Raw genomic sequence first — 15548 nt, 5'->3', positions numbered from 1 at the left:
CGCGCCTCTCGAAAGTGAGTATTCTTGTCGGAACTGTAAACCCTTGTTAAGATTCGCCCGACTGCCCTCTCCCCTCCCCAGACGTTGCCGGAAGCTCTATGGTAGTTCAACCTCGCGTTAAGATCGGCGAGTTCATCGATGATCGTTATCGCCTCGAATCCCTGATTCATGAGGGGCGCTGGGGAAGCGTCTTTCGCGCCAGCGATCTCGACCTTGGCGATCGTCCCGTGGCCATTCGCATCTTTCCCATGGGCGAGGATGGCCCGGCAAACCCGACCGGATTTGCCCGCCAGGCCGCCGAACTCCGCGCACTCCAGAGCGACACCATCGCAACACCTTACGCGCACGGAACCATCCGGGGATTTCCCTACATCGTGACTCAGTGGGCCCGGGGGATGCCCCTGGACACCTACCTGAAGAAGCAGGGGCTGCTCTCTCTGAAGGTCACGCTGCCGCTGATGCAGCAACTTCTCTACGCGCTCGACACCGCCCACCAGGTCAACCTGACCCACGGCATCCTGCGCCCCTCCAAAGTTATGGTCGCGCCACGGCCCGGCGGGCCGCCCTTGCTCTCGGTGGTCGATTTTCAGATCTGGAAGCTCTACGAACTCTCCAGCGGCGATGAAGCCTTCGATGAGTCGCACCTCTCGCGCCGGCTGGTCCGCTACATGGCTCCTGAGATCTTTGGCGAGCGTACCCTCACACCGGCAGCCGACCTCTATACCGTGGGACTTATCGCCATCGAGATGCTCACGGGTACACCGGCCTACCCTGAAGACCATCGCATCGCGCTTATCGCTCGTCAGCTCGCGCCCGAGCCTCCCGAACTTCCCTACTTTGTCGACGCCGGGGAAGGCTTCCGCACCTTTTTGTCGATGCTCGTGACCAAAGATCGAGACGCTCGCCTCCAAAACGCCGCGACGGCCTGCGACATCCTCAACCAACAAGGAGAGCGCTTCGTCTACGAACCTCCGGCCATCGAGCCGGAGCCGGTCCCCTCCTCGGTGGTTGTCAGCTCCGAGGTTGAAACCGACGATTCCCCGCGGAGGACGCCGGGCCTGGAGATGCCCTCCGACCCGTTTATGATTTCCCCCGAAAGCGAGGTTGAGTCTGACGACGCGGCGCGCGCCTTTGCGCCGGTGCCCGCTTCTTCGGATGACGCCGGCGATGTCGACGAGCTCTTCCTTTCCGAAAAGAGCGGTCTGCGCTCGCTCAGCGATGGAAGCGCGTTGGGCATCGACACCCAGTCGCCGCTCGACTTCCTCTCAGACGACGCCGACGTTGACGATCTTTTTGCCTCCGAACTGAACTTCGGCCAGGACGACGACCCTGCCCCCGCAGACACCGCCGCTGCCTCGCGCTCAGCCAGCATCTCAATTGAGGAACCGGTGCCGGAAGGGCTCGATGAGCTGCCCTCGGAGGCTTACAACGACATCCCCGATGCCGTTGAGGTTGCGCCCGAGCCCGCAATCACAAGCGCGACGTCCACCCAGCCCCGCCCCGCCTCCCCCGCTTCGGGACCGATCCAGCCTCGGCCCCCCCGGGCAGGTGCCCACCGCACTCCGACCCCGGGAGCCAAAAAGTCCGCCCCTCCCTTGCTGGGGCTCGGTCTCATCGCGCTGGCGCTTGCTGGCGCGGCGGCCTTTTTGCTGATGTCGCCCACCGAGGTCCCCCGGAGCGCCCGGGCCGAGGCTCTTGAGGAGCAGACGCCGACCGAGGCCACCTACACCCTGCGGGTAACCACCTCTCCCCCCGCGCTCCGGGTGCTCCTCAACGGCAACTCCCAGGGCTTTAGCCCCGTCGACCTCAAACTCAAAGCGTCGCAATTCCCCGTGAAAATCGGCGCGCGTCTCAACGCCAACGACGAGCAGACCCGCACCCTGGACGCGCCGATCAGCGAGCTTCACTTTGAATTTGAGACCCCCTGAGCACCTTCCTCCACCGGCGCGCATCCGAAGATGCACGTTGACGGTCGTGACCGCCATCATGCCAAGAACAACGCGCCTTTAAAGCCCCCCGTGTGCGTCGGCCCCCAGGCACTCTCGCGCGGCCTTCGGACGATGCTCCCGGGCTTACGAGGTGACGAGCTTTGCGCCGAGCACCGCATCGTAGAGCTGTAGCATCTGGTCATCGCTGCTCTCGCGACGAAAGAACGTTTCGACCCGCTCGCGCATCTTCGTGCCCTGGCCCCGGAGCAGCTCCGGAGCGCGCAGCCGGGCGCTGAGCACACTCGTCAACGTGGGCTGATCGCCTTCAAGGACGAGCTCTCCCGTGCTTCCCGAGACGATCAAGGAACGCGTCGCCGGCGTATTGTACGCCACCGTCGGCACGCCGCAGGCCCCGGCCTCCAGCACACCGTCGATGGGCGTGGAGGTCGTGCCAAAACACGCCATCACATCGAGCGCCTGGTAGAAATTCGCGTCGGTCTTGCGTTCCCCGTGAACCAGCCGCACCCAGCCGCGGTCCGCGAGCCGCCGCAGGCGGCGAGCCTGCCCGTCGGCAAGCGTCCCGCGGGGGGCGATCACCCAGCCCAGCGAGGGGTGCGTGCGGCGCAGTGCCTTGACGGTCGCCACCAGATCGTCGGCCCCATGGCGCCTACTCACCGGCCCCACCCACCCGACTACCTGTCGCCAATGCGTCGGCAACCCGAGCGCCTCGCGCGCTCGCTGACGCGCCTCGTCCTGATCGCCGCTGGCCGGCCGATAACGTGTCACATCAACGCCCACGCCCCCCACCGCCACCTCCAGGCGCGAGGGTGCCACCAGCCCCAGGTCCTGAAGCAGGCGAAAATCAAACTCCGTCGTCACCACATAACGATCGACCTGCGTGCCGAGGCGCTCATACGCCTGCAACATCACCTTACGCCAGGGGTAGCCCACCACCGCGTTGATGCGCTCCTCGGCCGCTCGCACACCCTCATTGGAGGTGACCAGCGCCATCGGCCCCAGCGGAAGATGCACCGGCTCTTCCTCAAGCCAGTGATACTCCAGAGTCACAAACAACGCCGGCACCTCGGCCTGGCGAGCCGCAAACGCGCTCAGCCAGGCCAGCCGATGCGAGAAGATGTGTACCAGCACAGGCCTCAGCTCGAGCATCACCCCCTGAACGATGAAATACGCCCCCATCAGCGCCGCTGCATTACGCGGGCTCGCCACCGGAATCGCCTTACACTGCACCCCCTGACGCCGAAGTGCATCGAAGCCACCGTCATCCGCTGCCAGCACATGAATCTCAAATCCCGCGTCGGCCAGACGCTTGAATCGCTGGCTGTAACGGCGCGCAATCTCCGCGGAGCTTCGCCCCACAAAGACTGCCGGATAGACCTGTTGTCGGGAGAACATGCTCTCGTGAATCATAACGCCTCGTTGGGGTGTGCGGGTCGTCGCGGCCAGACGCTACGAACGCCCGCCTCCGCTGTAAAGTTAAACCGCCCCTGACCCTCCGATTGCCGACCTGCCCTTGCTTTGGTCTTCCTCATTACCACTATAATGGGGCCACAATGACTTCGGCCCTCTGATGATTGGCGACACACTGGAGTTTTGAATGACCACGATTCTCTTCGGCAGCGATCTCTCCGAACATGGCATCCCCGCCGCCCGCTGGGCCGCGCGCCTGGCGCGTCTGCATCAGCAGGATGGTCGCCCGGTGCGTCTGGTGGGCGTGCACGCCATCAGCCCCGAGGAGCTCTCGCTCTTGCGGGTGGCCTCCGGCGGCGGTGACAAAGATGCCACCGACGCGCTCCGCGACGAGTTTCGCGAGTGGATGAGCCAGGTCGAAACCTTCGGTATCAACGTTGAGATCTCCATTCAGATCGGCGCCCCGGCCGGTGCGCTTGTGCATGCAGCTCAGCTCAACAAAGCCAACTGGCTGGTCGTCGGCGTCTCCGGGCGCGGCCAACTCTCGCGCCTGATCATGGGATCCACCGCCGAGCGCCTGGCCCACCGCCCCCCCTGCCCGCTTGCGATTGTGCACCCTGACGGCTTTGCCTGGGAGGGCGATGCCCGCGCGCTCGCTCCCACCGACTTCAGCCCCTCGGCCACCGGTGCTGTCGAGCTCGCCGCCGACACGGTCCGCAACCAGGGAGGGCACCTCAACGTCCTGCACGTCATCGAACTCCCTCGCTCCACTCCCTCGCTGGTCGAGCCCAGCGCCTATCCGGCCGCACTGGTCACCCACCTTGAAGAAACCCAGAAGGTCGCGCGTGCCCAGCTCGATCGCCTGGCCGACGCCCTCGATCTCGGAGCTCAGCTCACCACCGAGGTCCGCCCCGGCTACCCCTCCCACGAAGTTCTGGCAACAGCCGAGGAATTCGACGCCAACATCATCTTCCTGGGCTGCACCGGCCGCTCCCGGGTCGCCGAATGGTTTTTAGGTGGCGTGGCCCGCGGGGTTGTCCGACACGCTCCCGGCACCCTCGTGCTTTTTCCGGCGGTCGACACCGAGGAGTGAGCCCGACTTTTCGCATCTGCCTTGCTGCCCCTCTGCCCCATCAGTAGAGTGGCGCGCCGATGAGCCCGCACTTCTGGCCCCCGACGCAAGCGACCCCGCAGATGCACCAGTTCCCCACCTCCCTCCTCGACCAACCACCCCGCTGGGAGCTACGCGATAGCCCCGTCTGGCTCATGGACCGCGACGAGGAGGGGGAGTACGTGGTCTGGCGGCACGAGGCTTCAGGCGGGCTTCTGAGAGTCTCCGTGGCGTTACGCCACGCTGCCACCGCCCATCACCCCGGCCTCAACGCCCCGCAGCGCTGGTGGCTGCATGATAACGCCCTCTACCTCTGCGCTCCCTATCCCGGCGGCGAGCTCCTGGCCAACGCGGCTCTGGAGCGCCTGACCTTCTCGGCCGCGGTCGACGCCATCACACCTCTTGCGCTTGCGCTGAAGTCGGCCCACCGCCGCAGCGTGGTGCACGGCGCGCTCGGCCCCGAGCGCGTCTTCTATGAGCCGACCACGGGTCGGCTCTCCGCGGTCGGCCTGGGCGAATGGGCTGCGCTTCCCCGAAATGTCGCCTCCCCCTCGCCACTCACCGACATCGAGGGCCTGGCGCGCGTGCTGCTCTTTCTGACGCTTCCCCCCCGGGAGGCGACGGCCGCACGCCCCAACTTCGAGACGATCCCCTCCTTTGCCATCGGCACCCTGGAGCGCGCCATCAGCCCCGACCCGGCGCGCCGTCCCCAGACCATCGATGAGTTCCTGGCCGGGCTTCGCTTTCGGACCTCCGAGGGCTTTGATGCGCTGCCTGACGCAGGCGACTCCGACGATACCCCGGTCACGATCCTCGGCGGTGTGGTGCGCGACCTCGACCACTTTGAGCATCCCCGCCAGGGGCCCGGCCTGCGCTTTACCCTGGACCACGGCGAGGAGGGCTCGGTTGGCGTCTTCTTTTACGCTCGCCATCACAGTGAGGTTTATAACAGCGCCCGAAACCTCTGGGAGGGCGCGCGCCTCAACCTCATCGACGCCTCGCCATTGCACGACTCCCGAGGGCGAACCTTCCTGACCGCCGGTGCCAACACGCTGCCCATCGTCGAGCCCTCCTGGCCCGTCTCGGTGAGCGACGTGCTCAAAGCCCAGGGCTGCCCCCAGCGCGTCCTCGTCGACGCCCGCGACCCCGGCGATCTGACCCACCACCTGGCCTTCGGAAACCTCATTCACGGCATGCTCGAAGATCTCACCGCCCCTGAACCTCTGAGCTTCGAAGCCTCTCTGGAGAGCCGCCTCCCCGACCTTCGCCTCGACCTTCTGGCCGCCGGCGTTGACGACGCCACCCTGGCCTCCCTCGAAGTTCAGGCCCGCACCCATTTTGATCATATGCGCCGGCTCACCGCCCCGCGAACCCACAGCGCGTCGGGCCCCGGTGCCGCCCGCGTCGGCTGGAGCGGTCGCCACGTTGAGGCCACCCGTTTCTCCTCGCGCTACGGCCTGGAAGGTCGCATTGACCTCGTCGTCGAAAACCCCGACGAAGGTGTGCAGATCATCGAGCTTAAAAGCGGCAAACCCTGGGACGATCACATCGGCCAGGTTCGCAGCTACGCCCTTCTCTGGGAGGAGCTCGCCAGGGCCGAGAGCCTCCCGATGACCGGCCACCTCCTCTACTCGCGCGACGGCACCATGCGCCAGGCCCCCCTTAACGATATCGATCGCGAACGTCGCATCCTCCACGCCCGAAACGATCTCGTGGCCCATTACCGCGCGCAGGTCGACCCGGCCTTCGCCTACCGCGCGCCTTACTACATGGAGGAGCCTGCGCTGTGCCGCCAGGGCACCTGCCGCTTTCGTCGCGACCGCTGTAAAGCTCAGTCCGAACTTCTCGGCCTGGCCCCCCAGCCCGACTACGGCGTGTTTGCCTGGCCCTCCACCGATCCGGAACTCGTGCGCCAGGCCCGCGCCTACCACGCCCACATGAGCCGCCTGGTCGCGATGGAGCGCTGGAGTGATCACGCAGCCCTGGGCGCCATCTTCGAGCCCCAGCGCCTCTCCGAGCGCGTGGAGGCCGGTCTGGCCTCGGCTGATCTTCACCTGGAGCCGGTCGAAGGCCACCCCGACCGCGCTCGCCTGCGCGGCAACAACCTGCAGATCTTCTCCCCGGGCGACGCCCTGCTCATCCACCGCGGTGATGTCGACGCCTCCCATATCCTGCGCGGCCGCTGCGTCTCGGTGGACGACGACAGCCTGGAACTTCGCCTGCGCGCCGCCCACTTCCCTGAGGCCCTCAGCGGCCCGGGATACATCGCCGATCTGCCCCCCGCACGCCTGGGCTACCGCAGCGCCCATCAGGCTCTCTACCGCGTGCTTCGCGAGCAACGACGCGATCTTCTCGAGGTCCTGGTCCGCCCCACCACGCCCGCCGCTCAAAACGCCATGCGTGGCCAGGGCGCTACGCCCAACCTCCACCCGGCCACCTTCGACGCCCTCAACGCTCCTCAGCGCAACGCCATCGAACACGCCCTCTGTGCCCCCACCGGCGCGCTCATCCAGGGCCCTCCCGGCACCGGAAAAACCACCGTCATCGCCCATCTCACCCTCGAAGCCGCCGACCGCGACCAGCGCGTCCTCCTCGCCGCGCTCACCCACACCGCCGTCGACACGATGCTTATCAAGCTGCTGGAGGCCGGCGACCAGCGCGGACATCACCCCCATTTTTTGCGCATCGGCTCCGCCGCCAAAAGCCCCCGGGTCGCCCGCGCGCTTCAGGAACGTGGCCTCAACCCCGACCATTACTTCGCCGACGATCTGGCCCACGCCCACACAAGCCTCAACCGCCTGGGCGAAGCTGTGGGCCGCGCCACCATCATCGCGACCACCACCCACAGCGCACTGCGATCCCCGCTGATCGCCTTCTTTGAGCGCCAGCGCGACCGCTACGCCTTCGATGTCGCCATCGTCGACGAAGCCAGCCAGCTCACCGAACCGCTGGCACTGGGCCCGATCTCACTGGCACACCGCTTCGTGCTCGTGGGCGACCACGCCCAGCTCCCCCCGATCGTCTCCAGCGAACGTGCCCTCTCGGCCTTCATCACAGCCGACCATAGCCCATTTAAGCTCAACGACGACCTGCAGCAGGCCGGCCTGGCCGGCCTCGACCGCAGCCTCTTTGAACGCCTGGCCTCCGTCGGCCTCCCGGTACACATGCTCCAGGTGCAGTACCGCATGAACCGCCCCATCATGAGCTTCCCGGCCGAGACCTTCTACGACAATAAACTCCAGGCCGCCCCCCACGTCGAAGACCGACACCTGCCCCGGGTCGACCTCCTCCACCCCGCCCTGGCAAGCGATGAGCCGGTGGCCTTTCTGGACGTACGCGGCACCGAAGACGCCCGCACCAACCTCAAAGAGGCCCGCGCTGTGGTTGAACTTCTCAGCGTACTCATCGACCGCGCTCCCTCCCTCTCGGTCGGCGTCATCTCCCCCTTCCGTGCCCAGGTCCACCTGCTGCGCACGCTCGTCGCAGACGAGCTCACCCTGCCCGAAGGGACCTCCATCGACATCGACACTGTCGAACGCTTCCAGGGCAGCGAGCGCGACGTCATCATCGCCAGCCTCGTCAAGAGCGAGCGGCCTGGCGACTTCCTGAGCGACCCGCGTCGCCTCAACGTCACGTTGACCCGCGCCCGCCGTAAGCTGATCATCGTCGGACACTCCGGCTGCCTCCTCCAGGATCCTCTCTTTCGCCCCTGGCTTGAGCACCCCCACACCACCTGGCACACCTGGACCTGTCCATGAGCCTCCACCCATCCCCTCGTCTCCCGCGCGCGCCTCACATCTACGCACTCGCCATGAGCCTGAGCGCCGCACTGGCGTTTGTGGCCTGCGATGCGCCGGCTGACCCGCAGGGCGCATCGGCCCCGAGCGACGACGTCGCCGTCTCCGAGATCCCGCAGGCCACCTGGGCCCCCCCGGAGCCCGTCGACCTCCGCAATCCCGATGCCCTCCCCATGCATCCCACCGAGGTTGGCCAGCCCACCCTCTATCCCCGCTGCCACGAGCTCTTTGAGCCTGAGGGCAGCCCCCGCGCCTGGCCCCTCGACCACGATGAGGCCGACGCCACCCTCTTCGGGTGCGAGCCGGAGGCCGCTCTCACCTTAAGCGCTCCCCCCATGCGACTGGTCGCCTACAGCCTCCCGCGCCCCACGGACTCCCGCGCCACCGATCTTCGCCTGGTCGCCTACAACGACACGGGCGAACTCCTCTGGCAGCAGCGCATCGACCGCCAGCATCAGGGCGATAACTTCACGGCCAACTTCCGCGGCTCCTTTCTGACCCACGTCGATCAGAAGTTTGTCTGCGCCGGCACCCGCTGGCAGGGCGGCACCCAGGCCCTCTGCGCGCACCAGGACTCCGGCGACATCATCTTCGAGGGCACGATGAACTTCTGGTCGGGCATCGACCTGGTGGGAGTGGGCCCGGCTCTTGTGGGTGCTGACATCAACGGCCTGACCCTCCGCTATCCCTTCACCGGCGTGGAGATGCGCCACCGCGCCTTTGGCGCCCGCGGCGGTCGCACCGCCTTCTACGCCTCCAGCCCCACCCACGTCTTCTTTGTCCCGGCCGACGGCGACCCGGTGCTGAGCGCCTGGAACCTGGAGACCCTGGAGATCGACTGGCAGCTCACGCTCCCCGACAAACCACAACCCAACTCCGGCCAGAGCTTCCCCTCTCTCGAACTTCTCGTCTTCAAGATCGGCGACACCCTCCATGCCCTCAGCACCACCGACGGGACGCAAAGAATCACAATGACCGTCGGCGTCGACAACCCCTCTCTGGCCACCACCGACGACGCCCTGCTGGTCCTGGTGCGCCGCAGCGATGCCCCGCCCCTCCTCACCAGCCTCGACCCACGTACAGGTCTGGCCACCCGGGCGGCACTCGCTCCCCGCGGCGCGCTGGCGGTAGGCACCGACGGCCCGCGCATCTTCACCCGAAGCGTGCGCGCCCTGCGCGAAATAACGCTGAAGGCACCCGCCCCACGGGCTAACTCCGATGACTGAGCCTGCCTCAACACCTCACTGGCGCGAGCCCCTGGGCGTCTTTGGCCTGGCACTTCTGACGATCATCGCGCTGAGTCTTTTAAGCCCCCTTCTGCCCCTGCTCTCGCAGAACCTCGTGGCCATCGTCGGCCTCGTCTTTTTTGGTTTGGCCCACCTTGCGATCCGTCGCATCGGCGCATCGCCGGCCGACTTCGGCATCGATCTCGATCGCATCCCCCCGCGTCAGATTCTCTTTGGTCTGGGCGTCAGCGCCCTCGTCTTTCCCCTCTTCGCCCTGGGCAACCACGTCTGGGAGCGGCAGGCATTGGAGCGCGACTTCCATCCCTCGATCCACAACCTGCGCCAGTGGTCTCCCTCGCTTGAGCGCCGTCCCCCCGAACTTCAGAAGGACGGCGCCCGCGTCTGGGTGAACCGCCGCGCCCTCCACCTGGAAATCGCCGACTTTACCGACGACACGCCGCCCCCCACCCTGATCGCCCGCGCCGATCGGCCCATCCACTGGCAGCCCCTCGGTTCCGGTCTGGCCCGGCCCACCGACGATGAGCGCCTCGTCTGGGAGCTCACCCCCACCGCCCCGCTGACCCGCTTCACCCTGCCCCCCCTCGACCCACACGCCCATCCGCAAACCCTTTCCTCGATCGAACTCTCCCTCGACAACGCCCCCATAACCTCCGCCACCGAGAGCGTCGCCCCCGGCCAGCCCCTGCCCCTTAAGCGCGGCTTCGGCTGGCTTGTGCTCTGGGCGCTGACCCACCTGCTTCTCGTCGCTCTCCCCGAAGAGATCTTCTACCGCGGCTACCTGCAGACCCGCCTCAGCCAGATCCTGTGCGATGCTCACGGCCAGCCCCGGCGATTCGCAGGCCTCTCGCTTGCCAACTGGCTCACCAGCGCCCTCTTCGCCCTGGGTCACCTCCTCGTCCCGGTGGGCGGTGCCATCATCGCCTCCCGCGCTGCGGTCTTCTTCCCCTCATTGATCTTCGGCTGGATGCGCGAGCGATCCGACTCCATCATCGCTCCCACCATCTTCCACGCCTGCGCCAACATGATGGTCCTCATCGTCTCCATCCACTACTTCTGACACCCCGGCGCGCAGGCCACCTTGCGCGCGCTTTGACCTTGGTGGCACACTCCCGCCAACCGCGACGGCGGCCCCACCTTCAACCTTCTTTCTCCCCGCGCTGGCATGGCCCTACTGACCGACGACGCTCACCGACGCCTCGATATCCTGCGACGCACACGCATGGGCCTCGACGACGACCTCGACGATCTCCGCGCCGAGCTGGCCGACGCCCTCGAAGACTTCGAGGGACGCCTCTCCCGAACCTGCCGGCATATCCCCCTGTGGCTCGCATTACCCGTCGCCGAGCTCCGCGCCCCCTTTAAGCTCAAAAGCCCTGAAGCGCTCGCCGGTACTCTGATCGGCCCCCGCACCACCGCGGTGACCGCTGCCGAGATCGAGAACTTCATTCACACCTGGTTCTTAGACCAGGACTCCGACCTCGCCAGCCACGACCCCGAGCAGCTCGCCGAGAACCTCGCGCGTCTCAACGCCCTCCTCGACGATGCTCGCCAGGCTGCGCGCGCCCTGGCCGACGACGGCCCGCAGGCCCTGGAGCGCCTCCTCGAAGCGATCGTCTTCGATCTGGAGAGTCGTCGCGAGGCCGACGTCGAGGCCCTCGAATCCATGATCTCCGAAGGCGACCTCGACCGCGGACGCGCCGCCCAGGCCGAGATCGCCGAACTCTGGGAAGATCAACGCCGACGCGTCAATGAACTTCAAGGCGTCTGGGACGATCTTCTCATCCTGCACCGCGAAGGCATCGATACCACCCTCGAAGGTCTCACCGAGCTCGACGATCTCTGCGCCCGCGCCCGCGAAGGCCTCATCGGTGCTGGCCTCCTCGGTGGAGGCCTCCTCGACACCGCCTCCTCTCCCTCCGCCAGGGAAGACGCCCGCCCCCCCCGCCCCGAGCCTCAAAACGCGCTCGAGAACGCGTTCCACCACGAGGCCGAGAACGAGTACGAGTACGAGTACGAGAACGAGGCCGAGAACGAGTACGAGAACGAGGCCGAGAACGAGTACGAGAACGAGAACGAGTACGAGCACGAGTACGAGAACGAGAACGAGCACGAGTACGAGCACGAGCACGAGCACGAGATCGAGTACGAGCACGAGAACGAGAACGAGAACGAGAACGAGAACGAGAACGAGAACGAGAACGAGATCGAGATCGAGTACGAGCACGAGAACGAGAACGAGATCGACCTCCCCGGCCCCACCGCCCCGATGACCGACGAGGTCGTCACCCAACTGCTCACTCGGGACAGCGAAGCAAAGCCCGTCGACCACACCACACCGACCGCCGTCGATGAGGTCCCGCCGGAAGCTCCCGAATCCCTGGACGCCCCGGAGACCGCCCCCGCCTCGACGGTGTCCACCGACGACGCGTTGGCCACAATCGGCGAGTACCACGCTGCGGAGGATGCTCCCGATGACGAGCACGGATCCCGCTCGCCACTCGACGACGCGACGCTCTCACCAGAAGCTCCAGAAGCCAACGAACCCGACGAGGATGCCCCCTCGATCTTCGATGACTCCGCCGCCCCCAGTCGGCCCCCCGAAGATCGGGTTCGCGTGCGCTGCTACCGCATCCGCGAAGGCTGGCAAATCCTCACAGGCGGAGAAATCGCCGCCACTCTGGGGCCTCCCGGCGTCTTCATCGGAGGGCTGGCCATCCTTTGCATCCTCTCCCTCTTCGACATCACACAGAACCCCCTTCGGGTTCACCCCTGGGCCCAACCTGCCGCCTTCGCCGCCCTGGGTCTGTTGGGGATTCTCCCCCTGGTTCGCGCATGGCGACCCATGTGGCACGGCGCTCGCTTCCGAATCATCGCCCGCGGCGAAGTTGAAGAGGAAGCCGATCTTCGCGCGACGAACGCGCGCCTGATCCTCGACCGCACCTCCTGGCCTATCGCCGAGCTTCGCCGTGTCGAGCTCAACCGCTGGGAGTCCCCTGAAGACCTCACTCTGGGCTGGGTTCTCACCATCGACCCGCCCTACCACGCCCCCGTCCATCTGATGACCTTCGACCCGGAACCGGAAGTCTGGCGCGCCTCCCGCGTTCCCCGCATCGACTGCCCGGAAGATGCCTGGCAGCTTCCCCCGGCGGAGTTCGACGCCATCCATACCACCCTGATCGAACACCGCACTCAGTCCGATGCAAGCGCCTGATTCAGACCCGTCGTCTCTCGCCAGCCTCCCCTTCAAGCGGCATAAAAAAGCGCCGCCGGCACGATGTGCCGGCGGCGCTTTTTTATGCTCTCAGGGGCCTCGGCCGCCCCCTTCTCACAGCGGGCTCATGAGCCCCACTGTCCGCGAAGGATCTTCTCGCTCTCTTCTTTGTGGCGTGTCTCATCGGCGACCATCGTATCCAACATCGACGCCAGACCGTAATCCCCGTAGGCCTCGGCCTGCTTCATGCGCTTGACGTAGCGCGTGACCGTCTCGCTCTCGGCCTCGACGACGTTTTCCAGCATCTCCCGCGGGTCGGTTGTATAGGTCACCTCAGCGGGCCGGGTCACCGGCGTACCGCCCAGTGCGGTGATCTTATCGGCGAGGAACTTGGCGTGTTCCAACTCATCGGCAACTTCCTCCTGGAAGAAGCCCTGAAGCTCCTTTCGGTGAATGCCGCTCACCGCCGCCGCATACGTGTTGTACATGATGATGGCCTGGTACTCGTGGGCCAGGTCTTCGTTGAGCCCTTCCAACAGGGTCGCCTTATCGACGGTTTCGCTCATAGCAACTCCTTCGTGCGTGTGTGTACGAATCAGTCGAACGAGCGCGAACCTAAGCAACGATGAACGCAAAGCAACTGGCCAGCCACCGGCGCGCCTCACACACGACGCGTGGCCTGGGGCACCAGGGGCGGCAGAGGCAAATCGAGCACATCACACACCGCCCGCAACATCTCCACCTCCTCCAACCTCACCCGCCCATCGCCCAACACGCAAAACGCCGCAGCGTTGATCACGTGCCGCTTGATCTGCAACGAAGCCTGCGAAAAACGATCAAGCACCGCACCGACCTGCTGAAGATTCACCGCCCCCTCCTGAAACACAAGCTCTCCTGCAAACGCTGGCGGTAACGCTGAGCGTCCCGCATCAAACGCCCCCCGTGCCTCACTCATGTGATCATGTCCCATGATCGCCAACGCGCTCAACAACACCTGAAGCTCCGGCAACATCGCCCGCATCGCCACAAACTGTGTGGTTCGGCGCCCCGGATTCCCCAGCGCCACCTCCAGGCGATGCATCAACACCTTCTGCACCACAAACTCAAACAGGGTCACATGCTCATCCGCATAGATCAGCCCGCCAACCAGCTCCCGAAAGCTCAGGTACTGCTCCGGTGTCATCCGCCTCAAGGTTGGAAAGAGCAGGTCCACCAGCGGCAACCGAAACTCCGCATCCAACGCCGAAACATGCTCCCAGAGCCTGCGCACCTTCCGAAGGATCGCCGGTGAGGTCTCCGCGTGAAGGAGCTCGATCTGAGGGCGACGCCCCTCTTCGCGCTCGTCCATCAACAACGCGAATACCAGCGCCGTCGCTCCCATCACATCGCTGCGCGCCTCCATGATCGGACGCGGCAACTCCCCCAGAAGCGACGAGCAGTACACCAGCCGCTCCGGGCTCGGGTTTCCGATCATAGCGACGATCTCCTCGGCGCCCACCGCATAACTCAGCTCCCGAGACTGCCCGCTCCAATCATTTCCTCCGCTCGAACCATGCGACTGCGCCCCCGGCCCGACTCCCGACCTCAAAGCAGGCTCTCCGGGCCTTGCTGCCGCCATCATCATCGCTCCGCCCACCTCCGCCCCCACCGTAGCCCCCGTGGCCGAGGCACTGGCCATCGCCAGGCCCGCCCGGGCCTGGCCTCGCTCCAGCTGCGACCGAATCGCGTCAAGCTGCGAGGGGTGATAGCCCGGGTCCCACCGCCGAATCCGCTCTTCCAGGGGCGGGTGTGACTCAAACCACCCGGTCATCGTCATCGTAAAGCGGCTGCTCACCCGCCCGAAACACATATGACTGACCTCTTCGGCGTGCGGAGAGAAGAGCCCTGAGCCCGCCTGGTGCGCTGCAATCTTCTTCAACGCCCCGGCAAGCCCCGCCGGATTGCGCGTAAACTGCACCGCCGCCGCATCGGCCAGATACTCCCGCTGGCGTGACACCGCACTCTTGATCATGCGCCCGAACATCACCCCCAGCCAGCCCCCCACCGCCAGCAAAAGGCCCACACCCCCGATAAAAACAATCGCTCCTCCCCCACCCTTGCCACCCCGCCGACTTCCCCCTCGCCAGATCATCTCCAGCATTCCCCGACCCGCCATCGAGATTAGCAAGATCCCGTGCACCACTCCGATAAGTCGGATGTTCAGCCGCATATCCCCGTTGAGGATGTGCGAAAATTCATGCGCAATCACCGCCTGCAGCTCATCGCGCGTCAGAGCCTCCAGCGCTCCCTGGGTCACCGCCACTGCCGCATCATTGATCGTATAGCCCGCTGCAAACGCGTTGATCCCCACCTCATCGGGAAGCACATACACCAGCGGAACCGCCACCCCCGAGGCCAGCGACATCTCCTCCACCACATTGTAGAGCCTGCGACGCAGCGGATCCTCACTGCGTGCATCCACCTCCACCCCGCCCAACTCCAGCGCCACGCTGCTCCCCCCCTCCCCAAGCTGCGAGATCTTATAGTAGCTCCCCAGCCCCACCACCAACGCCGTCACCAGAAACGAAAACCCCACCAGCCGCCACTGAAAATAGTCCAGCACCTCAAGGGCAAGGTAGCGCCCGTCGACCATCACCATCTCGGTCTCAAAGCGTCCCCCCGTGATGTGATAGTCAACAAGATAGACCGGCAAATACATCACCGTGGTCAACGCGACGACGGCCATCGCAAAGAGCACGATCAAATACGTCGTGTTGCGCCTGGCCGAATCCTGCTGCTCAAAGAAGTCCATCATTGACCACTCGCATCACGTCGTTTGTCGCCTGA

At 65.8% G+C, this 15548-nt stretch carries 9 protein-coding genes; 6 read left to right on the top strand and 3 right to left on the bottom strand.

Annotation, left to right across the window (positions count from 1 at the left end; translation table 11 throughout):
- Nucleotides 1-98: 98 nt before the first annotated feature.
- Nucleotides 99-1928, top strand: a complete 1830-nt coding sequence (locus tag EA187_RS00650; RefSeq protein ID WP_127778832.1) for a serine/threonine-protein kinase — start codon at nucleotides 99-101, stop codon at nucleotides 1926-1928.
- A 144-nt stretch (nucleotides 1929-2072) separates the two neighbouring features.
- On the opposite strand, the gene EA187_RS00645 is transcribed toward EA187_RS00650, so the two are convergent.
- A complete protein-coding gene (locus EA187_RS00645; protein WP_127778831.1) occupies nucleotides 2073-3356 on the bottom strand; it encodes a glycosyltransferase family 4 protein in 1284 nt (427 codons plus the stop codon).
- 187 nt (nucleotides 3357-3543) lie between these two features.
- Between EA187_RS00645 and EA187_RS00640 the strand changes: the two genes are divergently transcribed.
- From EA187_RS00640 to EA187_RS20225, 5 genes are all read left to right on the top strand, one after another.
- Entirely contained in the window at nucleotides 3544-4449 is a 906-nt protein-coding gene (locus tag EA187_RS00640) for a universal stress protein (RefSeq protein ID WP_127778830.1), read from the top strand.
- Between the two features lie 101 nt (nucleotides 4450-4550).
- Nucleotides 4551-8225 (top strand): PLuB system helicase-like protein, encoded by a 3675-nt coding sequence (gene plbH / locus EA187_RS00635; RefSeq protein ID WP_164855865.1) that lies wholly within the window; start codon nucleotides 4551-4553, stop codon nucleotides 8223-8225.
- Nucleotides 8222-9490 carry a PLuB system PQQ-binding repeat protein gene (plbQ, locus tag EA187_RS00630; protein WP_127778828.1) on the top strand — a complete coding sequence of 423 codons (1269 nt, stop codon included), beginning with the start codon at nucleotides 8222-8224 and terminating at the stop codon, nucleotides 9488-9490. The genes plbH and plbQ overlap by 4 nt, the downstream gene beginning before the upstream one ends.
- Nucleotides 9483-10568: a myxosortase MrtP gene (mrtP, locus tag EA187_RS00625; protein ID WP_127778827.1), complete on the top strand. Its 1086-nt coding sequence runs from the start codon at nucleotides 9483-9485 to the stop codon at nucleotides 10566-10568. Before plbQ ends, mrtP begins: the two co-directional genes overlap by 8 nt.
- A 105-nt stretch (nucleotides 10569-10673) precedes the next feature.
- Nucleotides 10674-12722, top strand: coding sequence for a hypothetical protein (locus tag EA187_RS20225; RefSeq protein ID WP_164855864.1), 2049 nt, complete (start codon nucleotides 10674-10676; stop codon nucleotides 12720-12722).
- A 125-nt stretch (nucleotides 12723-12847) separates the two neighbouring features.
- Here the strand turns inward: EA187_RS20225 and EA187_RS00610 are convergent, their stop codons facing one another.
- Together EA187_RS00610 and EA187_RS00605 are read right to left on the bottom strand one after the other, a co-directional pair.
- On the bottom strand, nucleotides 12848-13288 hold the full coding sequence (locus EA187_RS00610) for a ferritin-like domain-containing protein (protein WP_115603428.1): 441 nt from the start codon (nucleotides 13286-13288) through the stop codon (nucleotides 12848-12850).
- Between the two features lie 95 nt (nucleotides 13289-13383).
- The gene (locus tag EA187_RS00605) at nucleotides 13384-15516 is read right to left on the bottom strand and encodes a M48 family metallopeptidase (RefSeq protein WP_127778824.1); all 2133 of its coding nucleotides are present in this window, start codon (nucleotides 15514-15516) and stop codon (nucleotides 13384-13386) included.
- Between the last annotated feature and the right edge of the window lie 32 nt (nucleotides 15517-15548).

The sequence above is a fragment of the Lujinxingia sediminis genome, from assembly GCF_004005565.1.
GTDB classification, from domain to species: Bacteria; Myxococcota_A; Bradymonadia; order Bradymonadales; family Bradymonadaceae; genus Lujinxingia; species Lujinxingia sediminis.
This window is presented reverse-complemented; position numbering and strand designations above follow the sequence as displayed.

Bases quoted from the DNA above. Each gene is read 5' to 3' on its own strand.
- EA187_RS20225 (WP_164855864.1), top strand. From the start codon at position 10,674: ATGGCCCTACTGACCGACGACGCTCACCGACGCCTCGATATCCTGCGA.
- EA187_RS00610 (WP_115603428.1), bottom strand. From the start codon at position 13,288: ATGAGCGAAACCGTCGATAAGGCGACCCTGTTGGAAGGGCTCAACGAA.
- mrtP (WP_127778827.1), top strand. From the start codon at position 9,483: ATGACTGAGCCTGCCTCAACACCTCACTGGCGCGAGCCCCTGGGCGTC.
- plbH (WP_164855865.1), top strand. From the start codon at position 4,551: ATGCACCAGTTCCCCACCTCCCTCCTCGACCAACCACCCCGCTGGGAG.
- EA187_RS00645 (WP_127778831.1), bottom strand. From the start codon at position 3,356: ATGATTCACGAGAGCATGTTCTCCCGACAACAGGTCTATCCGGCAGTC.
- EA187_RS00605 (WP_127778824.1), bottom strand. From the start codon at position 15,516: ATGATGGACTTCTTTGAGCAGCAGGATTCGGCCAGGCGCAACACGACG.
- plbQ (WP_127778828.1), top strand. From the start codon at position 8,222: ATGAGCCTCCACCCATCCCCTCGTCTCCCGCGCGCGCCTCACATCTAC.
- EA187_RS00650 (WP_127778832.1), top strand. From the start codon at position 99: ATGGTAGTTCAACCTCGCGTTAAGATCGGCGAGTTCATCGATGATCGT.
- EA187_RS00640 (WP_127778830.1), top strand. From the start codon at position 3,544: ATGACCACGATTCTCTTCGGCAGCGATCTCTCCGAACATGGCATCCCC.